This window comes from Acinetobacter sp. YH01024, from assembly GCF_013420195.1.
GTDB classification, from domain to species: Bacteria; Pseudomonadota; Gammaproteobacteria; order Pseudomonadales; family Moraxellaceae; genus Acinetobacter; species Acinetobacter amyesii.
In genome coordinates this window covers 11,082-36,098 of sequence record NZ_VOYQ01000027.1, presented here as the reverse complement: position 1 = coordinate 36,098, position 25,017 = coordinate 11,082, and the positions used below count along the sequence as shown (strand labels likewise).

Below are 25,017 nucleotides of genomic sequence, written 5' to 3'. Positions count from 1 at the left end.
GTTGTAATAAACCTATGCGGAGAATTTTATGTATCAAATTAATGCCCTAAACCCAAAAGATGAAGGGCATCACACGCGTAAGCGGTTTGGACAGAATTTCTTACATGATCAACGTGTTATTGCCAAAATTGTACGTTCGGTAAATCCGCGTACTGGTGACAATATTGTCGAAATTGGTCCCGGTCTTGCTGCGCTTACATCGCCGTTAATTGGTGAATGTGATGCTCTAACTGTGGTTGAGCTGGATCGTGACTTAGCCGCAGGTTTGCCGGGCCGTGTGCCGCATCCTGAGCGCTTGACCATTGTTGAAACTGACGCGCTGAAATATGACTTTACCGAGCTGTTTGCCGAAGGCCGTCCACTGCGTGTGGTTGGTAACTTGCCGTATAACATCTCGACACCGTTGTTATTCCATCTCTTGGAATTCGGGGACAAAGTCAAAGACATGCACTTCATGTTGCAAAAAGAAGTTGTGGACCGTATTACCGCTTCACCGAATACTAAAGAATACGGCCGTTTATCGGTGATGATCCAATACTTCTGCAAACCGACATTTTTATTTGAAGTACCGCCGGGCTCATTTAATCCGCCGCCAAAAGTCACCTCTGCGGTATTCCGTTTAGAGCCTTATGCTGTTAAACCGATTGTGGCGAAAGATGAAAAAGCGCTAGCGCGTTTGGTTTCACATGTCTTTACTCAGCGCCGTAAGACCTTGCGTAATAGCTTAAAAGGCATGCTGGTTGAAGATGGTTTTGAAAATGCTGGGGTTGATCCAATGGCGCGTCCAGAAACCCTAACACTTGCAGAATTTGTCGCATTAGCAGATCAAATGGTGGCTTAAATAATTATGACTCGCACTATTCGCTATAACTATGTCATTGGTGATGTTCAAGGTTGTTTTGAAGCATTAAAAGCTTTACTGAAAGAGATCGAGTTTGATGCAGACCAAGATTTTATATGGTTTGCCGGTGATCTCGTCGCACGGGGTGAAAACTCGGTAGGCGCTTTGCGGTTCATCAAAAAATTAGTGGATAGTGAAGTTGCGGCGACGGTACTGGGCAATCATGATCTGACTTTGCTGGCATGCGCTCGCGGTATTAAGGATATCAATCCTAAAGACAATATCGATGATGTGATTCACGCTTTAGAAAGTGATGATTTGATTGATTGGTTACGCAAGCAGCCGCTGTGTCTATTTCCGAATGAGCAAACCATTTTGACTCATGCGGGTATTCCTTTGAATTGGACTGCGCAGCAAACCACAGACTTGGCAAAGGAAGTGGAAGCGGTGATTGGTCATGACGACTTTGATGTGGCCGATGCGTTTCTTCAAGTGATGTACGGTAAAGAGCCGAACCTATGGTCGGATGATTTGTCTGGTCATGCGCGCTTACGCTGTATTACCAACTATTTGACCCGCATGCGCTTAACCGATGCAGAAGGTCGATTAGAGTTCAGTTTTAAAGATTCACTCGATGACCCTATGCCGAAGGGTTTTCAACCATGGTTTGAGTTTGAGTCACAAGCAGCTCAGACCCATCAAATTCTGTTTGGTCATTGGGCGGCTTTGCAAGGAAAAAGCATTTCAGCAAAAATCCAAAATGTGGATGGCGGATGTGTTTGGGGCAATCAGTTGATGGCCTATCGTTTAGAAGATCAGCGCATGTTTGCGGTCGATAATCCTGTAATGTAAGTATTTAAAAATAAAAAAGCCGCATTCGTGCGGCTTTTTTATTGGTGTGTGGATTAGTCTAAACGAATCCAAGTTTGGTTACGACCCAAGACTGAAACGCCAATACTTGCACGGATCGAAATACGTTTTCCTGTGCTGTTTAAGCGGACTTTAGCATCATAAACTTTGCCAGAAAGAGGGTCGATAATACGACCTTTTTCATAATTATTCGTATTATTAATTTGCTTTAAACCTTTAACAATTTCCATGCCGAGAATCGGTTGGTTGGTATAAGGCGCAGGGCACTTATTACAGTTTTTTTGCGGTGTATAGCCCGGACGTGGTGTAATTTTAATAATTTTACCGGTATAGGTATTATTTGATTCTTTGTGAATCGAAATAATTGCTTTTGCAGCTCCTGTTTTATCGTCAATTTGTTGCCATGTGCCAGCAATGTCATTTGCAAATGCAACATTCATCATACCCAATGTACATAGGCTGAATAATATTTTTTTAAACATGATCGCTTGTCCCCGAGAAGCATGATTTATGAGCACGTATGTTAGAAAGTTTATGAGAATAGTCAACTTTAATTTAAAAATAATTTGAAGATATTCGGAATAAGAAAAACCGCCATGTCGGCGGTTTTTTTACTTATTTGAGGTTACTCTTGGCGAATCCAAGTTTGGCTACGACCAAGTGCAGAAACACCCATATAACCCCGTAAAGTTAGGCGTTTCCCACTGGCATTTAAACGGATTTTTGTGTCGTAAACTTTGCCTGAAAGAGGGTCAATAATACGGCCTTTGTCGTAGTTATTAGTGCCTTCAATATGTTTTAAACCTGTTAAGATATCAAGGCCTAAGATTGGCTTGTTTTTGTAGGGTGCAGGGCAGTTTACGCAGGTGTCGCGTGGTGTATAGCCCGGACGCGGCGTCACTTTGATGATTTTACCCACGAATGTGCCATTACTTTCTTTACGGATTTCAATAATGGCTTTTTGTGAACCTGTTTTATCATCAATTTGTTGCCAAGTTCCTGAAAGGTCTTGAGCAAAAGCTGAACCACTCATTACAGCAGCTAAGAATAAGAGGCTCACTTTTAATTTTTTCATCAGATATTCCCTGTAGGTGGTTCACCTATATCAAATCAATTAACTGAATAAATTCAAAATTTATTCAGCGCGAATCCATGTCTGTGTACGACCAATCGCGGAAATCCCCAGATATCCACGTAAATGTAAGCGCTTACCATTGGCAGAAATTTTGCCTTTTAAGCTGTAAATTTTGCCTGCTAAAGGATCAATAATTTTTCCTTGAGAGTAGGTATTTTCACTTTCAAGTTTCAGCCCCTTAAATACATCCATCCCTAAAATAGGCTGGTTGGTATAAGGTGCAGGGCAATTCACACATTTTTCCTTTGGTGTATAACCCGGACGTGGCGTCACTTTTACAATTTTGCCGGTATAGGTGTCTTTGGCATCTTTTCGAATTTCGATCAGTGCTTTAGGCGAACCAGTTTTATCGTCAATTTGTTGCCAAGTCCCTGTAAGATCTTGAGCATAGAGTGCGGAGCTTGTAACTACAGCACCGAATAATGCAGCCCATTTCAAACTTTTTTCGATCATATTAATAATCCTTTATCAATACACTTTGTGAGGGTTTATTGATCATACTAGGTAATATTTAAACTTAGAGCAACTACTCTAAGCATAAATATTTACATTTTATTCGGGAAAGTTGACATGTTGCACAAAAGTGCCTTTACCAAAAATGTAACATCCACAGCACATCGTTCAATGTGTTGTGGTGTACCCTAGAATTTATATTAAGTTTATTTTTTATACAAAACAATCATTTAAAAGTGATTGCTCAGTCACATATTTTGTAGATAGAGTATGAAAGTTGGCAACCAGATTGCTGTGAATACTGCATTTACCGCCATGCCAAATGCCGCATAGCGCCCAGCAATGCTGCCGCGTTGCCAAGCTTGAGCTGTGCCAATCGCATGTGCAGCAAGTCCTAAGGCGAGTCCTGATGCACGTTCATCATGAATATTTTTGAGTATGATGGGTGAAAATGCTGCGCCAATCACCCCTGATAAAATCACAATCAAAATTACCAAAGGAATCGGGGAATGCAGCAGCGTCGCAATGTTGATGGCAATTGGGGTGGTCACTGCCCGTGTAGCAAAAGCCATAATGGTTGGATCTGACAAATGCAGCAAATAAGCCAGCCCCATAGGGAGGGCAACGGCACTGATACTGGCAAAGACTAAAATCCCGCCCACGGCTTTTAAAGGTAAATCATCGTAGCGCATCGCTGCTAAAGGAATGGCCAAGGCCACTGTGACATAGCCGAGTAAGTTATTGAACAGTGGATTCACCTGTGCCATATAACTTTCATAGGAAATGCCAAAAAGATAGAGCATACCAATGACGAAAAACATCCCAATCACAATCACGGGGATTTGCGGTAATTTTTTATTAATAGGTTTTGCGACAAGATAGGCGATCAAGGTAATGATGAATCCAGAGATGATTGAAAGCATGTTGATTCTCCTATAGCCATTTCTTAGACATTTTTGCGTAGACCCACAGCGGTATGAGGGTGCTGACAAAGAGAACAATCAAAAACATCGGAATTTCATCGCCTAAATGCATCATCATTAGCAATGAGCCCGCACTAATAGGTAGGAAGGCAAAGGCACTTTCTTTCATAATTTTATTATTGGTATCGACCAAACTGGCTGGAATTTTGTTGAATTTTCTCCAAAATGAAAGCACGATCAAGAGGCCAATCAAACCGACCAGATTGCCTAATTCTGGGTGATTGAATTGCTTCATGACCCAGACCGCGCCTTCACGGAAAATAATAATTAATGCAATAGTGCCTATCCAGGCTTTCCAGTCGATGCGCTTGATCCAGTCCATTTTTGTCTTTCGTTAAAATTATACTAATCAAGTTTTAACCGATTTAGTCTTTAATTTCAAATTCTTCAAGTGGACGTTGAAATTGTTGCGCACGCGTTCCCAAGATTTCTTCGATGGGTAAATGTGCCTGTTTAATCAGTTGTTCTAACTTATGTGGGGCAATGATGACGTGCAGAATCAAGTTGCCTTGTTCATCATAACTTTCATTTTGGATCACATTGAGCGCATACAGTTGTGTTCTTAATTTGCCATAAGCCGGTTTTAGACGAACTTCAAAGCTTTGAATCTGTCCCATTAAGCATTCTTGAACCGCTTGGCGTAATAAGGGTAGACCTTTACCACTATGTGCTGAGACATAAACACGTTCCGGCTGATGTGGCTTGCCATAGATGATTTTAGGATCTTCGCCACTGACATCAATTTTGTTATAAACGCGCAGAATCGGAACATCGACACCAATTTCTTTCAGTACTTTTTCGACAGCCTCGATTTGTTCCATCATGTCCGGACTGCTGGAGTCAATGACATGTAACAATAAGGTCGCCTCCAACGTTTCTTCTAAGGTGGCTTTAAACGACTCGACCAGTGAGTGCGATAAATTACGCACAAAACCTACAGTATCTGCGAGAACTAAGTTGCCGATGCCATCCCAATGTAGACGGCGTAAAGTTGGGTCAAGTGTCGCAAACAGTTGGTCTGCTGCATAGACATCACTTTTTGCTAAATTATTAAATAAGGTCGATTTACCAGCATTGGTATAACCCACCAATGACACGGTTGGAACAGCAGCTTTTTGACGTGCCACACGACCTTGCATACGTGTTTGGCGGACTTTCTCAAGTTTCGCTTTGAGTTGTCCCATACGGAGCTTGAGTAGCCGACGGTCAGTTTCCAGCAGCGTTTCACCCGGTCCACGTAGGCCGATCCCACCTTTTTGGCTATCGAGATCGCCACGACTACGAATCAGTCGTGAAGCCATATGTTGTAATTGGGCCAATTCAACTTGCAACTTACCTTCATAGGTACGTGCGCGTTGGGCAAAAATATCTAAAATTAATTCTGTACGATCGACCACACGACAACGCATGATGCGTTCAAGATTACGTGCTTGGGCAGGGGTGAGGGCATGGTCAAAGATGACCAATTCGGCTTCATGCTCTGCAACCACTTCGGCAATTTCTTCAGCTTTCCCTGAGCCAATAAATAATTTGGCATCAGGCTTGATACGCTGTGCATGCACATGTTGCAGAATATTGGCACCTGCAGATTGAGCAAGTAAGTGGAATTCTTCGGCATCAAGGTCTGCAAGCATTTGTACTGCCACACTGACTAAAATTACGCGTTCACCGCTCGCTTGATGTTGATTTAAATTTTCCACTCAGCACACACTCCTGTTTAAAGATTCATTTTAGGCGAAAATGCAGTGCGAGGGTTAATCTAAGTGAGGAATTAATGGCTAAGTTCTGTATGTCGTGCTATTCAATTAGAGAGAGCTTCGAAAGCTCAGCGCCAATAAGAAAAGCACACTCACATATATCAATGAAAAACAAGCAATGGCTTTAAACGCTTGCCATGAAGAAATAGGGGGATGGTCCGAATGTGAGTGATTCATAATTTATAACCTTTAAAACCGATATAAAAATCATATTTGATTTTTAAAAACGATTAAAATGGGAAAATATTATCTTCGACTTCGGTTTTTATGATCAATGCAAAAAAACTGTCTTCGGTATATGATGATGAAAATTTACGCCAAATTGTGGCACCGTGTCCTTTTAGTGAACCGTTTATGAATCAACCTCAAATCGTCAATACACCGCAAATTAATGTGTTTTCAAAATTTTATTTGTATTGTAAAAAAGTCGGTGCAGCAGCTGTTGCCGTGACGCAGGGTTTTTATTTGGTTTATCGTCATCAATTGTATAAAGACCCGAATAACCCGCAAAATACCCGCTATGTGCAGTATTTTTGTCGCAAGTTATGCAAAGTATTTAATCTTGAAGTCAAAGTGCATGGCGAAATTCCACGTCAACCAGCCCTTTGGGTAAGTAATCATATTTCATGGTTAGATGTGGCAGTTTTGGGTTCTGGCGCACGTGTTTTCTTTTTGGCGAAAGCTGAAATTGAAAAATGGCCGGTACTGGGTAATTTGGCGAAAGGCGGTGGCACCTTATTTATTAAGCGTGGTTCTGGCGACTCAATTAAAATTAAAGAACAAATTACGGGCTTCTTAAAACAAGATACGCCGGTACTCTTTTTCCCAGAAGCCACCACTTCAGATGGCAGCAAAATTAAAAAAATTCATGGTCGTATTTTAGGTGCGGCAATTGAAGCCGAACGTCCAGTCCAAATTTGCTTAATTTGCTATGTGAATCAGGACGGTGAACTCGATAATATTGCGCCCTATGTCGGAGACATTAGCTTTGATCGACATGTCAAAAATGTCTTAGAAATGCCGAAAGTCACAGCGCATCTGATGACATTGCCCGCAATTGATTCGGCAGGTCATACTGTTGACAGTCTGACACAAGAAGTGCAGCAAAAAATGAATCAGGGATTGGCAGAACTTCAAGCCAAAGTCCTTAAAGCGCCAGTTCCAGTTGATGCATAATGAATTAATGATACATGCTGCAAAGGGGATACCTTTGCAGCACAATCCTTACATAAAGCCTTCGAGCGGCAACCAAGAGATAAATTTCACCCCTGCTTTTTGCCACCACTTGATTTTCGGTTCACGTGGATAAATACGCGTTTGACCATTTGACAACTTAATTTTCCAATTGATCTGTTGGTCTGCATTGAGTACTAACTTATAGGCATATTTACTCAAATTTTCATCCATGGTGTAGTGGACTGCTTTGGCTAAGCGTGGGCTATTCAGTAATACCCCAATTTCAGTATTTAAATATGCTGAGCGAGGGTCAAAGTTAAATGAACCAATAAAAACTTGTTTTTCATCAATTGCCATCAGTTTGGCATGTAGGCTCGAACGGCTTAAGCCCTTCAGACTGACTTTAGCTTTTTCAGCGAGCTCTTTGGTATTGGTGTTGAGGTTTTCTGCATCAGGTCTAGAGAGAAATTCATAGAGTTGAACGTCGTGTTCCAAGAGATCTTGACGATATTTGCTATAAAAAGCATGAACCAATGGTACGTCATTGGCCTGGAATGAGTTGGTCAAGACTCTGACTTTTACGCCATCGGCACTGAGGTTTTTTAGGCGTTCAGCCCCTTTTTTTTCTGGGACAAAGTAGGCTGAAACGATATCGACACTTTGTTCAGGTTTATCTAAACGGTTGAGGAGCTGAAAGTTGAGGTGCTCTTCTTTTTTGGCTTTAGATTTGATTTTGCTCGGGGAATCTTTGACGACTTCGGCTTTGACCCAGTCAAATTGGATTTTATTGTTGAGCCAGTCATCAAAGGCATGTGAACGGTTAGCTAAGTCCAAATAATTGACCACAGTGGCTTCTTGGTTATAGTCATCGAGTTGTTGTTTGAGACTGTCAAAGCGCAAACTATAGTGGCGTGGATTGACCAATTGACGTACTGGAAAGGCATAATCATCATTCCAATATTCGTCAAAAGAATGGATGATTTCATCGGATGCCGCACCGACCAACATGACGTCGACATCGGAAAATTGATAATTATCACTGACGTTATAGTATTGGTTACTCATATTGCGACCACCAATCAATGCGATTTGATTGTCTGCAATAAAGCTTTTGTTGTGCATACGACGGTTGATGCGTTTTAGATCCAACACCATATCGACAGGGCGGAAATGTCGGAAGCGGTACGGGTTATACAGTTTGACATCAATATTGGTATGTTGGTCGAGTGCCATATAAATGCCTTCCATTTTTTTTGCATTATTGTCATCGACCAATAAACGAATTTTCACCCCACGATCTGCAGCTTTGATCATGGCATGTAGGGCCAAAGCACCAATTTTGTCGTTATCCCAAATATAGTATTGTAAATCTAAACTTTTTTCGGCCTTATTGATTAGCTCAATTCGAGCCGCTAAGGCTTCTAATGGGTCATACAGAACGTGGTAACCGGTTAAATTAGGATTTTGTTCACGTAGCGGCAGCACAATTTTCGCAAGGCTAGTATCGTCAGTGGGAGTATTAAAGGCATATTCCACAGGTTGAGTTTGCTGTTTAGGCAAGGTACTACATGCAGATAAAGTCAAAACAAGGCTACAACTCAGCAAAACCGCCTTAGTGTGGTTGTGTATGAAGGGCAAATTCTGCTGTTTCGGTGTAGCTGAGTTCATACTGTTAGACATACTAAAAAATTTGATTTGAGTATAAGTGTCAGCTGTGAAAAGATAAATATAGTGACCGAGTTTTCTCGTTAGGCAAATTGTAGAGCAAATGTATGTGGGAATTAGATTCCGTAGTGATGTATTTTTATATCGGGTTGGCTGTGCTGGGCGTTTGGGCAATATCCCAAGCTTGGTTAAGTCAGTCGCGCACGGAAACGATTCATCCGTTTAAAGCCTTCGTACATTTGTTGGCATTTTATCTCTCGTATTTACTTATTCCTTTATTCTTCTTTAGCTTTTATGCAGGCTGGAGTGGCTATTATTCACTACATGAAGCGATTTTTGTCGGTGCTGTTACGGGGCTTTTATGCTATGCCCGCTTTATCGAGCCGCACATGATTCAGGTGAAAAAATGCCAATATCAATTAAACGAAACACGACAATTATTAAAGCCAGTTCGCATTGCTTTAATTGGTGATTTACACATTGGTTTATTTTCAGGTCATGAACGTCAGTTAAAAATGATCGTCGATAAAATCAATGCGCAAAATCCTGATTTGGTCGTGGTTGCAGGGGATTGGACTTACGAGCCAGAAAATAAGTTAGCTGAAGAATTGGCTGTACTGAAAAAAATTATTGCTCCAATTTATTCGGTGAATGGTAATCATGATGAGCAATATCCCGGTCCGCCTATTCAAGCGCTGTTAAAACATGCATTAGAAAGTAATCATGTGGTGGATATCGAAGGGCAAGTGGTGGAATTTAATGAGTTTCGCTTATTAGGCGTTGGGGATTTGTGGGCAGGTAAAGCCGATATGCGCTATTTGCCAGAATTGCCACAAGATAAGCCTTGGATCATTTTGTCGCATAATCCAGATACCGTCGATATGGTACCTAAACTTCCGGGACGACCATTGATGTTGTCGGGTCATACACATGGTGGACAAGTGGAATTGCCATGGTTGACCGATTATGTAATGAAAAAAGTGTCGATTTTAGGTCATAAAAAAGGGCTATATCAGCATGACAATGCAGATGTCTTTGTCACTGTTGGTACGGGCATGGTTGGGGTACCTTTCCGTTTTCTTGTGCCACCGACCATTGATATTATCGAGTTGGTTTAATCAAAAACTACCGTTCATTATCGCTAAACGGTTTGGTGAATGTTCTTCTTGATGTAGAGCTACAGGCCTTGTTTGGTTAATAAAATTGAATCGTGCCATTCATTTGCTGTTTGAAATTAAGTGAATGACCGTGTCTTGCAACATAAGATGTGTATTGCTACTCAGTGGGATCTAAGCTGCATGCATGAATTTAATTATTTAAAATGCTGTCAACTACAGAGTATTCATCAGTTCATTGACTCAATTTGAGACATAAAAAAGCCAGCAATATGTGCTGGCTTTTTTATTATGTACAGATTAAACCTGATTATTCACATCATCATTTTTGGTTTCGCGAATCATTAAGAACGCGATCAATGAAAGGATTGATGCCGCAGTTAGGTAGTAACCTACTGCATATAAACCATAGCCAGTTGCAAGTTTAGTTGCGATCAGTGGTGCGAAAGATGCACCAAAAATACCTGCCATGTTAAAGGTTAAAGCTGAACCTGTGTAACGTACAGACGTTGGGAAGATTTCAGACAATACCGTACCAATTGGACCATAGGTTAAACCCATGATCGCAAGACCGATACATAGGAATAAGAACACCATCGCAGTACTGCCAGACTCAAGCATGCTTGAGAAGACTAAGCCAAACAATGCAGATACAACACATACCGCAATCGAAGTCGTTTTACGACCAAATTTTTCAGCAAATACAGCAGAAAGTGGAATGAAGGCAGCGAAACAAAGTGTGGCAACCAGTTGAAGTTTTAAAAATTCTTCACGTGTGTAACCAAGCTGGGTTGTACCCCATTGTAAAGCGAATACTGTGGTTAAGTAGAACACAACGAATGTACAAATCGCGGCAATCGTACCGAGAATTAACATCCCCCAGTGCTTAGTGATCACTTCTTTGAACGGAATATTTACTTCTTTTTGCTTATCCAAAACTTTTTGGAACGCTGGTGTTTCATGTAATTTTAAACGAATCCACAGACCAACAATAACCAATAGCGCACTTGCAATGAATGGAATACGCCAACCCCATTGCATAAACTCAGCTTCAGACATGAAGTGACCTAAGGTCAAGAATGAGCCTGTTGCAAGAATAAAGCCGATTGGCGCGCCCAATTGAGGGAACATACCATACCAAGCACGTTTGCCTTCTGGCGCATTTTCAGTTGCAAGCAGCACGGCACCTGACCATTCACCACCTAAACCCAGACCTTGACCTAAGCGACAAAGTGCAAGCATGAGCGGAGCAGCGATACCAATTTGAGCATAGGTTGGAAGCAAGCCGATACATACCGTTGAAATCCCCATGGTGAGGAGAGCGGCAACTAATGTGGCTTTACGACCGATACGGTCACCTAAATGGCCAAAGAATGTTGCACCAATCGGGCGAGCAATAAAGGCAATCGCAAACGTTGCTAAAGATTGAATTGTTGCGGTTGTTGGATCTGTACTTGCAGGGAAGAATAGATGCGGGAAGATAATTACAGCCGCAGTTGCATAGATGTAGAAATCGAAGAATTCGATTGTGGTACCTACAAGACTTGCTGTAAGTACGCGGAATTTTGAATTTGTTGGTTGCTGTTCAGTGGCAGCAGCACTTGAAGACGCCATGGTGGACCTTACACTTACTAAAAATAATTGAACTTAGTTTTAAAAGCGTAATCTTTTTAAAAAAGGCGTAATTTCTTAAAAAAATACGAAATACCAACTTACGAACTGCGGGATTAGGGTCACTAAAGAATGCAGTGTCAGTGGGTTATATCACGTAGAGATAAATCGACAGGAAATGTGATCCTGCACCTATCAATACAAAAATATGCCAGATAGCGTGTGTATATCTTACCTTTTTTAAGGCATAAAACAATGCACCGATTGTATAAGATAGCCCGCCAATGATCAGGTAGGTTAAAGCTTGATCAGATAAAAAGCGTTGCATATCATCTATTACCAGTACTGCAAGCCATCCCATCACCAAATAAGCAATCAACGAAATCTTTTGAAAACGATGAATGAAAATTAATTTGAATAGTGTTCCAATAGCGGCAATAACCCACAGTGCAATGAGTAAATAATGCGCTTTGGTGGTAGGCAGTGCGATTGCCAGAAACGGGGTGTAAGTACCTGCAATTAAATAATAGATTGCGGTATGGTCGAGCTTTTTGTACCAACCACGGCGCTCAGGAGACTCTGCGAAGTGATATAGACTCGAAGCCGAAAATAATAACAGCATACTGAATGCATACACCCAAAGTGCAAGCCATTGTCCAGTTGGAAGATATGATCCTTTTAAAATCAGTAGGATACCTGCGATGGCAGACAACGCTGCACCGAAAGCATGGGTATAGAAATTCAGTCTTTCTTCAGCTGGGTCATAAGCTAAAAGATGGGGAGCATTCATAACGTATCTTTTATAATAATTTAAATATACATATGTATAGTAATTCAATTTTGCTTTTGGTGTAAGAAGATTTAAAATTGTTTTGCAAATTTATCTAGGTTTATATTATGTCATCTTTGGCTTCTCCCTCTACGCAAGAGCAGCAATTTTTAGCAGCCTTTCAGCAAGCCATTGAAACACAGCGTTTTGATCGCATGATTTTGAGTCAGTATAAAGGTGAATTAGACCAATTAGAAAAAATGACCTTACGAGTCATTTCGCTGCAAGGTGAGTCATTTCTCAGCTGTTTATATCGTTACAAAACTCAAGATATCACCAAAAATTATCCAATCGCATCTGCATATCAACAAGTCGAAAGTTTATTGAGTTGTTGTAAGCAAGCCAACCTGATGACCTTGGATGAAGAAATTCAGCTTAAGAAAAATAAAAAGAAAGCCATGCTAAGCATCAGCAAAAAGCAGCCAACCTTAGGGAAAAATCCTACGGAGCAGCAAGGACATGATCGAGCGAAACACCGCTATGTCGATCAAAACAGTTATTTCTTACAGCTACTCGGTATTACGGATGCAAAAGCACAAATTATTCCGAGCATGGCACGTAAATGGAAACAAATTAATAAATTTGTAGAAATTTTTTCAGGTGCTTTAAGCCAGATCAAAGAAACCGATCAATCTCTGCATGTTGTAGATTTTGGTTCATGTAAAGGCTATCTGACTTTTGCATTATATGATTATTTAGCAAAACACCAGCAAGTGCCTAAAGTGACAGGGGTTGAGCTGAATCCGAAAATGGTGGAATTTTGCCAAAGCGTTGCACAGCAGTCGAATTTCAGCCAACTTGATTTTTTCCAAGGCGATGTTCGTACCTATGCGCCTGAGCGCTTAGATGTCATGATTGCGCTGCACGCCTGTGATGTGGCGACGGATTTTGCGATACATACCGGCATTCGATTAAATGCGCAAATGATCATGTGTGCGCCGTGTTGTCATAAAGAACTGCGTCCGCAATTGAAAGCGCCGCAAGTACTTGCACCGATGTTGCAATTTGGTATTCATGCAGGCCAGCAAGCAGAGATGCTTACTGACACGATTCGTGCACTTTTATTAAAAGCATATGGTTATGAAACCAAAGTCTTTGAATTTGTGGCACTTGAACATACCAGTAAAAATAAAATGATCTTGGCAACCAAACGTGCAGACTATGTCGAACCTGATCAAGCGGTATTGGCACAGATTCAAGCTTTAAAAGACATGTATGGCATTCAAAAGCATTCGTTAGAATTATTGTTAAATGATCAATGGGACCAGCAAGATATTGGCTGTAAATGCTAAAGGATGAAGGGATGCAGCAGTTAAATATTCAATTCGGTCCGTGGGAGCAACTGGCATCTGCAGCTCGATCGATACGTGAACAGGTCTTTATTTTAGAACAGCAGATATCGCCCGAAGATGAATGGGATGCAGAAGATGAGATTTCACTGCATTTTATTGTTCATGATGGGATGAAAGCTATTGCAACTGCACGTTTGTTGAAAAATAACAGTATAGGTCGTGTTGCTGTTTTAAAGGCTCATCGCGGTCAGGGGATTGGTAAAATCTTGATGCAAGCCATCATTCAACAAGCGACATTAGAGCAACGTGAATATTTAAAACTATCTTCACAAGTGCATGCTATCCCTTTTTATGCAGCGTTGGGTTTTGTTGTTGAAGGTGATGAATATTTAGATTGTGGTATTCCGCATCAAGATATGTATATGGCTTTGGCTTAAATACGTAAAATTGGACATCTATAAATAAAAAAACGCTTAATATTTTAAGCGTTTTTTTATATAGATGAGGTCAAAGCTTAGTGACCATGATCATTCGATGCAGTAGGTTCAGGGCTCATGTCATCCATATGTGCATGTTGTTCTTCGGTCATCTGCATATCTGCTGCAGTCGGTGCAGATGCTTCACGAGCTGCTTGATCAGCTTGCGCCTTTTTCAACGCTTCTTCTGACATCACAGGGGCATTTTTAAATGCATGCTGTTGAGTATTGTCTTTTTTCTGTTGGCTCGGCATATAGTCTGGTTCATTGGTCACAGCAAGCCAGAAAATACCCATGAATAGCGCACCTAAAATACAGAAGATAATCAGTGCTTTCCAGCCCCATGGTGATTTTTCAGGAGAAGTATGATCTGTCATAACAAGCTACTCAATCGGATAAAAAGAAATCAAAAAACTTGTTACTTTATAACATAAAACAGATGAGAGTTCGCGTAAAATCTAGACTTGTTTGCAAACACGCGACTGAGAAGGAAAATAAAAAGGAGCCGAAGCTCCTTTTGATGTGATTGAACAGCAAAATTTGCATGCTCAAAATGAATAATTAAATCTGCTCAGCTTTCGCCACTTTGTCTTTCAGCAATTGCGGTGCTTTGAAGCGTTCGCCATATTTTGCTTCTAGTGTATTGGCACGTAATAGCGCTTTTTCCAAACCATATTGGTTTAAAAATTGAAGTGCACCACCTGTCCAAGGGGCAAAACCAATCCCGAAGATTGATCCGACATTGCCATCGACAGTCGATTCCAAAACACCTTCTTCTAGGCAGCGTAAGGTATCGAGTGACTGTACAAACAGGAAGCGGTCAATCATTTCCTGTTCAGAAATAGCATTATCTTTCTGCCATTTGCTCAAGCCATCCCAGAGATGCTTTTTACCGCCTTCAGGGTATACATAAAAACCTGCGCCGGCAGCTTTACCTTTACGTCCGAACTCATGAATCATTGTCTGAATCACCTCATCCGCACCTGAACGTGGTAGGTCTTTGCCTTCGGTTTGTAGGGCTTTACGTGTCTCGGCCGCAACATGCTCAGAGAGTGTTAAAGACACTTCATCTTGAATCGCCAATGGACCTACAGGCATGCCGGCTTTCAGCGCAGCCATTTCAACGCGGGCAGGGTGCACGCCTTCAGCCAATAGACGTAAACCTTCTTGCACAAAGGTGCCAAAGACACGGCTAGTAAAGAAGCCACGACTGTCATTCACCACAATTGGTGTTTTACCAATTTGCTGTACATAGTCATAGGCTTTGGCTAAGGTTTCAGCCGAGGTGTTTTTACCTTTAATAATTTCGACCAATTGCATTTTGTCGACAGGACTAAAGAAATGCAGACCGATAAATTTAGCTTGATCTTGAGATGCATTGGCTAAACCTGAAATAGGCAAAGTAGAGGTATTGGATGCAAAAATGCCGCTATCTGCCAGATAGGTTTCTGTTTCTTGCGTCACTTTGGCTTTCAGTTCGACATTTTCAAACACAGCTTCAATGATCAAGTCACAGCCTTGTAGGTCGGCAGCATCTGCAGTGGCATGAATCAGTCCTAAAACTTGATCACGTTTTTCTGCACTTAAACGACCTTGAGATACTTTTTTATCTAGCAGTTTTTGGCTATAGGCTTTACCTTTTTCAGCTGCTTCAACAGAAACATCTTTGAGTACAACTGCAATGCCTTTTGATGCCGTGGCATAAGCGATGCCTGCACCCATCATGCCTGCGCCTAAAATGCCGACTTTAGTGGCTTGCCATTTCGCGACGTCTTTTGGACGGCTTGCACCTGACTTAATGGCGTTAAGACCATGCCAAAAGGTGCCGATCATGTTTTTAGAAATTTGACCAGTTGCAAGGTAAGTAAAATAACGTGATTCAATCGTGAGCGCCGTATCGACATCGACTTGAGCACCTTCAACCGCTGCTGACATAATGGCTTCAGGCGCAGGGTAACAGCCCTTGGTTTTGTCACGCAGCATAGCAGGGGCAATGGCGAGCATTTGCGCCACAGTTGGAGTCGATGGTGTGCCGCCCGGAATTTTATAGCCTTTTACATCATAGGGCTGCTGTGATTTTGGATTGGCTTTGACCCACGCAATGGCTTTGTCCATCAATTCTTCAAGGCTATCTGCAGTGTCTTGAATCAGCCCTAATGATTTGGCTTTTTCGACACCAATTTGTTTGCCTTCCATTAAGAGTGGAAATGCATTTTGCAGACCCAATAAACGTACCATACGGACGATACCGCCACCGCCCGGCAGTAAGCCTAAGGTCACTTCAGGTAAGCCAAATTTAGCCTTAGCATCATTAAGCGCAATACGATAATGACAGCCGAGTGCTAACTCCCAGCCACCGCCAAGCGCTGTGCCATTTAAAGCTGCCACAACTGGAATGCCACGGGTTTCGATATAACGCAGTTTAGCTTTCATCTCTTCAATCATATTGAAGAATTCAGTCGCATGTTCAGGTGTGGCTTGAATCAGTTCGTCTAAATCACCGCCTGCAAAGAAGGTTTTTTTGTTCGAGCGGAAAATAATCCCTGCAATATTTTCATCTGCTTGCAGTTTGTCTACCGTTTCAGCCAGTGCAGCACGGAAGTCTGCATTCATGGTGTTGGCAGATTGGTTTGGAGAATCTAAAGTTAAAATGACGATATTGTCGGCATTTTTTTCAAATTGAATTGCGCTCATTTTAGTCTCCTTATACCAACTCAATAATCGTTGCGATGCCCATACCGCCACCGACACACAAGGTCGCTAAACCGCGCTTTTTACCTTGGCGTTCTAGTTCATCCATCAGGGTTCCTAAAATCATGGCGCCTGTTGCACCCAGCGGATGTCCTAATGCAATTGCGCCGCCATTCACATTGACTTTGGCAGGGTCAACCTTGAGTTCGGTCATAAAACGCATCACCACTGCAGCAAAGGCTTCATTCACTTCAAACAGATCAATATCATCAATGGTTAGGCCAGCTTTGGCTAAGGCTTTACGTGCAGCAGGTGCAGGGCCAGTCAGCATAATCGTCGGGTCTGCGCCCACCAATGCAGTTGCAAGCACTTTGGCGCGCGGTTTCAGGCCTTGCTCTTTGACCGCTTTTTCAGAGGCAAGCAATACTACGGCAGCACCATCGACGATGCCCGATGAGTTCCCTGCATGGTGTACATGGTTGACTGCGCCGACTTCAGGATATTTTTGCAAGGCGATGGCATCAAAGCCCATTTGCCCCATCATGGCAAAACTTGGGTTGAGTTTGCCTAAGCCTTCTGCTGTGGTCGTTGGTTTAATAAATTCATCTTTGGCTAAAACAGTGATGCCTGCTTTGTCTTTAACTGGAACGACAGATTGGTCAAAGTAACCATTGGCTTGCGCTGCGGCGGCTTTTTGCTGAGAGTTGGCTGCAAAGGCATCCACATCTGCTCGGCTATAACCGTCAATGGTAGCAATTAAATCTGCCCCAATGCCTTGTGGTATAAAATCACAAGCCATATTGGTTTCAGGATCGAGCGCCCAAGGGCCGCCGTCACTGCCCATCGGCACACGAGACATCGACTCTACACCGCCTGCAACCACCAGATCTTCCCAGCCAGAACGCACCTTTTGTGCAGCCATATTTACGGCTTCCAAACCTGAGGCGCAAAAACGGTTGATTTGTACGCCTGCCACATCATTGTCCCATCCGGCCGCAATCGCTGCGGTTTTGGCAATGTCCGCACCTTGGTCACCAATGGGGGTCACGCAGCCCAGTACAATGTCGTCTACTGCAGCGGTGTCAAATTGATGTCGGTTTTGTAATTCGTTCAATAAACCGGTCAGTAGGCTAATCGGTTTAACGGCATGTAGTGAACCGTCTTTTTTTCCTTTGCCGCGCGGTGTGCGAATGGCATCAATGATGTAAGCCTCGCTCATAATCCTGTCCTTATGATCTATAAATTTTTATTGGTTTTTTGAGTGTACGGATTAATCAAGCCAGTGCAATGATGAGAACGGGTGAGTCGTTTGATATTTTTGGTCAACGCTTGCTGCTGAATAAGATAAAAATCAACCTGCATATTGATACCGAGGATCGGTTAAGATCAGTTGCTATCGATTCAGTACATATTGAAGATCTGCATGCATAAAAATGTGAAGCGAGTATTGAAAGGTCTGGCTTGGCTTGTTTTTGCAGGCTGCTTAGGTTTTGTATGCTTGATCGGTTTTTATATTTATATGATCTATGGCATTCATCCCGCAGATGAGGGGACGGGCGGTTTAGCCTGTGAGTATGATCGAAATGATCATGTGACCAAGGCAGAAATGTATCGGATACAGGATGGCAAACGCGTGATCACGCCCGTCGATCCATTGCTTTGTCAAAAACAACGTGCAGATTTTCCGAAATAAAAAAACCTGATCGAGATCAGGTTTTAGAGAATGCTATTTTTGAATATTGCTTAATGATAACCATGTAATTGGCGATATAGGCCTGGTGTTACACCGGTCCACTTTTTAAATGCACGGTGGAAAGTACTGGTTTCACTAAAGCCGACTTGCTGTGCAACATCTTCAAGCGTTAAGTCTGGATTAAGCAATAAGTGAATTGCAGCATCTCGACGTAAAGCATCTTTTACACCTTGGTAGCTCTTACCTTCAGCGGCTAAACGACGACGAAGTGTTTGTGGCGATAGATACAGCATTGACGCAACATCGTTCAAGGTTGGCATTTCTTCGCCAATTTGACTCTTCAGCACATCACGGATACGAGATGTTAATGAATTGGTATTTTTAAATTTAACCAATAACTGTGCAGGAGCCGCTTTTAAGAATTCTTCAAGCGTTTCTTCGTTTTGACGAATGGGTAAATCTAAATAATCCGCTGCAAATGTAATTTCAGTTCGTGGTGTATCAAACTGCATGACAGGTGCAAAAAACAAGGCATCATATTCGTCAGCATGTTCAGGACGTTCATAACCGAAGTGAACACGCTCTAAAGGCAGACGACGTTCAATCAACCAAGAAGCGAGACCATGCCAAATCATCAGCATACTTTCTGTAATGAAATGGTCTGGGTCCATAGATTTTGGAATTTGAGGAACTAAACGTGCTTCGTGCTTATCACGTTCTAGTGTCACCGACCATTCATCACCAAACAGTTTGTAGAACTGCGAAGACAATTCGAGTGCATCACCGAGGGTTTTTGCATGAATAATCAATTGGCACATAATGGCAAAAGTACCCAAGCGGCGCGGTTGAATATCAAAACCGACATGTTCGTCTTGGGTCACCATCCACAACATTTTAATAAAACGTGTGTATTGTTCAGGTGAAATACGGGCTTTGGGTTGGCGTAGAAGTTCAGCCTCAATGCCAACATGAGACAATAAAGTTTCGACATCCATGCCGAGACGTCTCACACCAGTTAAGGCTGCGTTGACGAAATGGATACTGATCGTATCACGACTCATGTTTAATCCTTCAGTCTCTTTAATGTTCACAAATGTTTGACCTAAATGACGCTAAAAAAAGAAATCATGGCAATTTACAACAGCGGTTTTGCCATTTTTACATGGTAAATTGCCGAAACTATCAAGGTAAATGGCTGAACATGACATTGTTTTAATCATTTTATATTTCTACCATGGATAAAAAATCTACACAATTAGAGAAAAATATCCATGGAAGCTGCTTTAAAAGGATTGAAAGTACTCGACTTTTCGATATTACTCCCAGGGCCATTTGCGACCTTGTATTTGGCTGACATGGGTGCGGAAGTTGTGCATATTGAGTCACCGACGCGTCCCGATCTAGTTCGTTTGATGCCACCTTATGCCAATGGGCAAGCCACAGCGCATAGTTATTTAAATCGCAATAAACAATCCATCGCATTAGATTTAAAAGATCCGAAAAGTATTGAATTGATCAAAGCCAAAATTTCAGATTTTGATGTCGTCGTAGAACAATTTCGTCCAGGTGTCATGCAACGCCTGGGTTTGGATTATGCAGATTTGGCCGAAATTAATCCGCGACTTATTTACTGCTCGATTACGGGTTATGGTCAAACTGGGCACTACAAAGACCGCGCAGGGCATGACATCAATTACTTGGCTTTATCAGGCATTTCAGGTCATAGCGGACGCCAAGATAGTGGCCCGCCACCGATGGGGATTCAAATCGCCGATGTCGCAGGCGGATCAATGCATGCAATTACTGGCATCTTAGCTGCGGTGATTGAGCGTTACCGTAGCGGTTTAGGGCAATATATTGATATTTCCATGACCGATTGTGCCGTCGCATTGAACAATATGGCTGCAGCTGGCGTATTGGCTGCCAATGCGGTAACCGCGGCAGAAACTGCACATCTGAATGGCGGAAGTTTCTATGACTATTATCGAACTCAAGATGGTCGTTATCTGTCTATAGGTGGTCTAGAGCCGCAGTTTTTACATGGATTGGCGCAAATTCTAGATTTACCCGCTTTAGCGACGCAAGGCATGTCATTTGATCCGCAAGACCAGACTGAAATTAAGCATGCAATTGCCCGAAAAATACTAACCAAAACATGGGCTGAGTGGAAAAAGATTTTTGCCTCTCAAGATGTCTGTGTGGAACCAGTTTTAAGTTTGGACGAAGCTCTAAATTCACAATTGGCCCAAGAGCGGCATTGGTGTGTTGAAGTTCCGCTACAAGAAGGCGACACAATGACACAAACTCAACTGGCATGTCCGATTAAATTTTCTAGATCAGCATTGATTTATACCCATGTGGGTAAAACTTTAGGTGCGGATAATTGGTTATGAATGGTATAAAAAAAGGTGATAAGTTAAACAATAAAACCTTTAAAATCTCTTAATTAGATAAACATCTATGTAAATATTGAGAGTTGTTAACAAAAAAATAAATAAATTATACAAATGTGAGAGTATTATATGAACTATTAACACAATTGGTATATAGGTCTCCAAATGAAAATAGCTGTGAGTAAACTTGGATCTTTATATCTTAGCCTCGGAATAATGCTTGCGGGTTCAGCAACCCAAGCGGCAACTGCTGCAGATGCTTTCAGTTCTGAAAGCCCATGGATGTTCGGTGATTGGAACGGTCAACGAACAGCGCTTCAACAGAAAGGTTACGATTTTAGTTTTAGTTATGGTGGCGAATTAGCTACTTTGTTAGATGCAAAGCATGCTTCAAGTCATGGCACTGAATATGCGGACCAATTCGCGATTGGGGCACATCTCGATTTAGAAAAAATTGCGGGTTGGAAAGATACCGAAGCGCAAATCAATATCACTGAACGTAATGGTCGTTCATTGTCTCAAACTTCAGATGCATTAAATGGTCATTTAAGTGCAACACAAGAAGTGTGGGGTCGTGGTCAAACTTGGCGTTTGACTGATTTTTGGATCAAGAAAAAATTCTTAGACCAAAAATTAGATATTAAAGTCGGTCGTTTCGGTGAAGGTGAAGATTTCAACAGCTTTGACTGTGACTTTCAAAACTTAGCACTTTGTGGCTCACAAGTGGGTAACTGGGTCGGTGACCAATGGTACAACTGGCCAGTCAGCCAATGGGCTGCTCGCGTGAAATATAACATTCAGCCTGAACTCTACGCACAAGTCGGGGTTTATGAATACAACCCTGAAAATCTAAAACGTGGTAAAGGTTGGAACTTGAGTACCGATGGTTCTAAGGGTGCGATTATTCCTGCTGAAGTAGTGTGGACTCCAAAAGTGGGGACACAAAAGCTACCGGGTGAATACCGTGCAGGTTACTACTACAGTAGCGCTGATGCCGATGTCATTGATAGCCCAATAAATGAAAAAGATCACCATCAAGGTGGTTGGATTGTGGCGAAACAACAACTGACAGTACACAAAGACGATGCCTCACGTGGTTTGAGTGGTTTTGTAAATGTCACAGTGCATGACTCAGACACCAATAATGTGAGTGATATGCAAAACATTGGCTTGGTCTACAAAGGTGCATTCGATGCACGTCCTCAGGATGAAATTGCGATTGGTTTGGGTCGTATCAGTATCAATGATGATGTGAATGATGCCAATATTGCCAATAACAGCGTTGATGCACGCGGTCTACAAAGTGAAGAGTATGACGCAGAAATTTACTACGGTATTCATGCAGCAAACTGGCTGACTATTCGTCCAAATATTCAATATATCCGTCACGTCGGTGCTTACAAAAATGGTGAGAATGCGTGGGTCGGCGGTATCAAATTTCAAACAGCATTTTAATTGATGTCAAATTAGAGTTCTTATAAAAGCAATTCGGTAATTCTGAGAAAAATTACGATATTTTCCCTTGAATTGTTTTTGTAACAACTTCTCTTTGCGACATAAAAACGGTGGTGTGTTGAATGTGTTTCACGCACCAAATACAACATTCGACAATAGAGGTGGTCAACATGAGCAACCCATCTACTGGAACTGGGATGCGAACTTTTACCGTCGTTGTGATGGCAATTTTCGCCTTAGTTCTATTGATTGGTGGTATCTGGCTGGCAGTCCTTGGCGGTTCTTGGTACTACATAATCGCCGGCCTGTTAATGCTGGCTTCAGCAATATACTTAAGAAAAATTCAAAACAGTTCTTTATACATTTATGCAGCGTTGATGCTGGGTACAGTGATTTGGGGACTTTGGGAAGCAGGTTCTGACTTTTGGGCACTTGCACCGCGTTTTGATATTTTAGGCTTATTGGGCCTTTGGTTACTGATTCCTGCCGTGACACGCGGCATGGAAAATGGCAAAACGGCGAAAATTGCATTATCAGGCACACTGGTGATTGCGATTATCGTAATGATCTATTCAATTTTTAATGATCCGCAAGAAATTAACGGTGAAATTAAAAATGCACAACCTCAAACTGCCAAAGCGATTGAGGGTATTGCTCCTGAAGATTGGCCTGCCTATGGTCGTACACAAGGTGGTGTACGTTATTCTCCACTTACCCAAATCAATAGCGACAACGTTAAAGATTTAGAAGTAGCATGGACTTTCCGTACAGGTGAGTTACCAACAGAAAATGACTCAGGTGAAACCACAAACCAAGTCACTCCGATTAAAGTCGGCAATGACATGTTTATGTGTACAACTCACCAACGTTTAATTGCACTTGATCCTGCGACAGGTAAACAAAAATGGGCATTCGATCCTAAACTTAAAGCGGACAATACCTATCAACATTTAACATGTCGTGGTGTGTCTTATTTTGACGCTGCAAATACCACTCAGTTTGCAAAAAGCTTAGAGAACAAACGCTCGACTTCAACTGAATGTCCGCGCAAAGTGATCTTGCCTGTAAATGATGGTCGTTTGGTTGCAGTCAATGCTGACACAGGTAAAGCATGTAGTGATTTTGGTCATAACGGCGAAGTCGATCTACAAAAAGATATGCCTTATCCGTATCCGGGCGGTTATATCCCAACTTCACCTCCAGTGGTTACTGGCACAACCATTGTGATTGGCGGTTCAACAACTGATAACTTCTCGACTAAAGAGCCATCTGGTGTCATCCGTGGTTATGATGTTAATACTGGTGAATTATTATGGATCTTTGATACGGGTGCACAAGACCCGAATGCTATGCCTGGCGAAGGAAAAACCTTCTCTGTTGCTTCTCCAAACGCATGGGCACCTTTAGCATATGATGAAAAATTAGATATCGTCTATGTTCCAACAGGTGTGGGTACTCCGGATATCTTCGGTGGTCACCGTACGCCTTTAGATGAACGTTATGCAAACTCAATGCTTGCGATTAATGCATCGACTGGTAAATTGATTTGGAACTTCCAAACCACACATCATGATTTGTGGGATATGGATGTACCATCACAACCTTCATTGGCAGATATCAAAGATAAATCAGGTAATACTGTTCCTGCGATCTATGTCTTAACCAAAACAGGTAATGCATTCGTCCTTGACCGTCGTACTGGTAAAGCGATTGTGCCAATCACCGAAAAAGCGGTTCCACAAACTGTAAAACGTGGTCCACAAACTAAAGGTGAGCATTATTCTGCAACTCAACCGTTCTCTGATTTTGATTTAGCACCAAAAGATAAATTGACTGATAAACAAATGTGGGGTGCCACTATGTTTGACCAGTTGATGTGTCGTGTGTATTTCAAATCATTAAACTACGACGGTATTTATACACCACCTTCTGAAAATGGCACATTGGTATTCCCAGGTAACCTTGGGGTATTCGAATGGGGTGGTATGTCGGTGAACCAAGACCGTCAAGTTGCTGTGATGAACCCAATTGGCTTGCCATTTGTCACTAAGTTGATTCCTACAGATCCAAACCGTGAGCAAACTGCGAAAGGTGCGGGTACTGAACAAGGCGTGCAACCGATGTATGGCGTGCCTTATGGTGTGGAAATCAAAGCTTTCTTGTCACCACTTGGCTTACCTTGTAAACAACCTTCATGGGGCTTTACTGCAGGTGTAGATTTAAATACACATGAAGTAGTCTGGAAAAAACGTATAGGTACAATTCGTGACAGTTTACCGAAATTGTTCCAATTACCTGCTGTGAAAATTGGTGTACCGGGTCTTGGTGGATCAATCTCGACTGCTGGTAATGTCATGTTTGTAGGCGCAACACAAGATAACTATATCCGTGCAATCAATGTAACGAATGGTGATACTTTGTGGGAAGGTCGTCTACCCGCAGGTGGTCAAGCGACTCCAATGACTTATGAAGCAAATGGTAAACAATATGTTGTGATCATGGCTGGTGGTCATGGTTCATTTGGTACAAAACTTGGTGATTACCTTGTTGCGTATGCTTTGCCAGATAAAAAATAAGTGATT

At 42.0% G+C, this 25,017-nt stretch carries 23 protein-coding genes; 10 read left to right on the top strand and 13 right to left on the bottom strand.

Annotated features, from left to right (window positions below):
* Positions 1 to 28: 28 nt before the first annotated feature.
* A complete protein-coding gene (gene rsmA, locus FTT88_RS11635) occupies positions 29 to 841 on the top strand; it encodes a 16S rRNA (adenine(1518)-N(6)/adenine(1519)-N(6))-dimethyltransferase RsmA (protein ID WP_078190111.1) in 813 nt (270 codons plus the stop codon).
* Positions 842 to 847: 6 nt separating this feature from the next.
* Positions 848 to 1,693 carry a symmetrical bis(5'-nucleosyl)-tetraphosphatase gene (locus FTT88_RS11630; RefSeq protein WP_180005130.1) on the top strand — a complete coding sequence of 282 codons (846 nt, stop codon included), beginning with the start codon at positions 848 to 850 and terminating at the stop codon, positions 1,691 to 1,693.
* 53 nt (positions 1,694 to 1,746) lie between these two features.
* Here FTT88_RS11630 and FTT88_RS11625 read toward each other — a convergent pair whose 3' ends face one another.
* The 6 genes from FTT88_RS11625 to hflX form a co-directional block, all read right to left on the bottom strand.
* A complete protein-coding gene (locus tag FTT88_RS11625) occupies positions 1,747 to 2,193 on the bottom strand; it encodes a DUF2147 domain-containing protein (protein WP_180005129.1) in 447 nt (148 codons plus the stop codon).
* Positions 2,194 to 2,336: 143 nt separating this feature from the next.
* A complete protein-coding gene (locus tag FTT88_RS11620; RefSeq protein ID WP_168379558.1) occupies positions 2,337 to 2,786 on the bottom strand; it encodes a DUF2147 domain-containing protein in 450 nt (149 codons plus the stop codon).
* Between the two features lie 60 nt (positions 2,787 to 2,846).
* Positions 2,847 to 3,299, bottom strand: coding sequence for a DUF2147 domain-containing protein (locus tag FTT88_RS11615; RefSeq protein ID WP_111884999.1), 453 nt, complete (start codon positions 3,297 to 3,299; stop codon positions 2,847 to 2,849).
* A gap of 248 nt (positions 3,300 to 3,547) precedes the next feature.
* Positions 3,548 to 4,222, bottom strand: coding sequence for an LrgB family protein (locus FTT88_RS11610; RefSeq protein WP_078190106.1), 675 nt, complete (start codon positions 4,220 to 4,222; stop codon positions 3,548 to 3,550).
* A 10-nt stretch (positions 4,223 to 4,232) separates the two neighbouring features.
* Positions 4,233 to 4,604, bottom strand: a complete 372-nt coding sequence (locus FTT88_RS11605; RefSeq protein WP_180005128.1) for a hypothetical protein — start codon at positions 4,602 to 4,604, stop codon at positions 4,233 to 4,235.
* Between the two features lie 43 nt (positions 4,605 to 4,647).
* The gene (gene hflX / locus FTT88_RS11600) at positions 4,648 to 5,982 is read right to left on the bottom strand and encodes a ribosome rescue GTPase HflX (protein ID WP_078190104.1); all 1,335 of its coding nucleotides are present in this window, start codon (positions 5,980 to 5,982) and stop codon (positions 4,648 to 4,650) included.
* A gap of 411 nt (positions 5,983 to 6,393) precedes the next feature.
* Here hflX and FTT88_RS11595 point away from each other — a divergent pair, with 411 nt between their 5' ends.
* Positions 6,394 to 7,215, top strand: coding sequence for a 1-acyl-sn-glycerol-3-phosphate acyltransferase (locus FTT88_RS11595; RefSeq protein WP_180005139.1), 822 nt, complete (start codon positions 6,394 to 6,396; stop codon positions 7,213 to 7,215).
* 48 nt (positions 7,216 to 7,263) lie between these two features.
* Here the strand turns inward: FTT88_RS11595 and FTT88_RS11590 are convergent, their stop codons facing one another.
* Positions 7,264 to 8,883 (bottom strand): phospholipase D family protein, encoded by a 1,620-nt coding sequence (locus tag FTT88_RS11590; RefSeq protein WP_257222637.1) that lies wholly within the window; start codon positions 8,881 to 8,883, stop codon positions 7,264 to 7,266.
* A gap of 104 nt (positions 8,884 to 8,987) precedes the next feature.
* Between FTT88_RS11590 and FTT88_RS11585 the strand changes: the two genes are divergently transcribed.
* A complete protein-coding gene (locus tag FTT88_RS11585) occupies positions 8,988 to 9,998 on the top strand; it encodes a metallophosphoesterase (protein ID WP_180005126.1) in 1,011 nt (336 codons plus the stop codon).
* A 297-nt stretch (positions 9,999 to 10,295) separates the two neighbouring features.
* Here the strand turns inward: FTT88_RS11585 and FTT88_RS11580 are convergent, their stop codons facing one another.
* On the bottom strand, positions 10,296 to 11,609 hold the full coding sequence (locus tag FTT88_RS11580) for an MFS transporter (protein ID WP_078194265.1): 1,314 nt from the start codon (positions 11,607 to 11,609) through the stop codon (positions 10,296 to 10,298).
* A gap of 145 nt (positions 11,610 to 11,754) precedes the next feature.
* A complete protein-coding gene (locus tag FTT88_RS11575; protein WP_180005125.1) occupies positions 11,755 to 12,396 on the bottom strand; it encodes a hemolysin III family protein in 642 nt (213 codons plus the stop codon).
* Positions 12,397 to 12,503: 107 nt separating this feature from the next.
* Between FTT88_RS11575 and FTT88_RS11570 the strand changes: the two genes are divergently transcribed.
* Positions 12,504 to 13,727, top strand: coding sequence for an SAM-dependent methyltransferase (locus tag FTT88_RS11570; RefSeq protein WP_180005124.1), 1,224 nt, complete (start codon positions 12,504 to 12,506; stop codon positions 13,725 to 13,727).
* A gap of 11 nt (positions 13,728 to 13,738) precedes the next feature.
* A complete protein-coding gene (locus tag FTT88_RS11565) occupies positions 13,739 to 14,164 on the top strand; it encodes a GNAT family N-acetyltransferase (protein WP_252725871.1) in 426 nt (141 codons plus the stop codon).
* Positions 14,165 to 14,241: 77 nt separating this feature from the next.
* Here the strand turns inward: FTT88_RS11565 and FTT88_RS11560 are convergent, their stop codons facing one another.
* From FTT88_RS11560 to FTT88_RS11550, 3 genes are all read right to left on the bottom strand, one after another.
* Positions 14,242 to 14,580: a hypothetical protein gene (locus FTT88_RS11560; protein WP_078194261.1), complete on the bottom strand. Its 339-nt coding sequence runs from the start codon at positions 14,578 to 14,580 to the stop codon at positions 14,242 to 14,244.
* 184 nt (positions 14,581 to 14,764) lie between these two features.
* Positions 14,765 to 16,897, bottom strand: coding sequence for a 3-hydroxyacyl-CoA dehydrogenase NAD-binding domain-containing protein (locus FTT88_RS11555; RefSeq protein WP_180005123.1), 2,133 nt, complete (start codon positions 16,895 to 16,897; stop codon positions 14,765 to 14,767).
* A 10-nt stretch (positions 16,898 to 16,907) separates the two neighbouring features.
* Complete coding sequence (locus FTT88_RS11550) at positions 16,908 to 18,113, bottom strand: acetyl-CoA C-acetyltransferase (RefSeq protein WP_180005122.1); 1,206 nt, start codon at positions 18,111 to 18,113, stop codon at positions 16,908 to 16,910.
* Between the two features lie 204 nt (positions 18,114 to 18,317).
* Between FTT88_RS11550 and FTT88_RS11545 the strand changes: the two genes are divergently transcribed.
* Complete coding sequence (locus FTT88_RS11545) at positions 18,318 to 18,587, top strand: hypothetical protein (protein WP_180005121.1); 270 nt, start codon at positions 18,318 to 18,320, stop codon at positions 18,585 to 18,587.
* 50 nt (positions 18,588 to 18,637) lie between these two features.
* Here the strand turns inward: FTT88_RS11545 and FTT88_RS11540 are convergent, their stop codons facing one another.
* Complete coding sequence (locus FTT88_RS11540; protein WP_180005120.1) at positions 18,638 to 19,648, bottom strand: AraC family transcriptional regulator; 1,011 nt, start codon at positions 19,646 to 19,648, stop codon at positions 18,638 to 18,640.
* A gap of 210 nt (positions 19,649 to 19,858) precedes the next feature.
* On the opposite strand from FTT88_RS11540, the gene FTT88_RS11535 reads away from it, so the two are divergent.
* The 3 genes from FTT88_RS11535 (at position 19,859) to FTT88_RS11525 (ending at position 25,011) form a co-directional block, all read left to right on the top strand.
* Positions 19,859 to 20,980, top strand: coding sequence for a CaiB/BaiF CoA-transferase family protein (locus tag FTT88_RS11535; protein WP_180005119.1), 1,122 nt, complete (start codon positions 19,859 to 19,861; stop codon positions 20,978 to 20,980).
* Between the two features lie 216 nt (positions 20,981 to 21,196).
* On the top strand, positions 21,197 to 22,435 hold the full coding sequence (locus FTT88_RS11530; protein WP_257223104.1) for a carbohydrate porin: 1,239 nt from the start codon (positions 21,197 to 21,199) through the stop codon (positions 22,433 to 22,435).
* Between the two features lie 170 nt (positions 22,436 to 22,605).
* Entirely contained in the window at positions 22,606 to 25,011 is a 2,406-nt protein-coding gene (locus FTT88_RS11525) for a glucose/quinate/shikimate family membrane-bound PQQ-dependent dehydrogenase (protein WP_180005117.1), read from the top strand.
* The last annotated feature ends 6 nt before the right edge of the window (positions 25,012 to 25,017 follow it).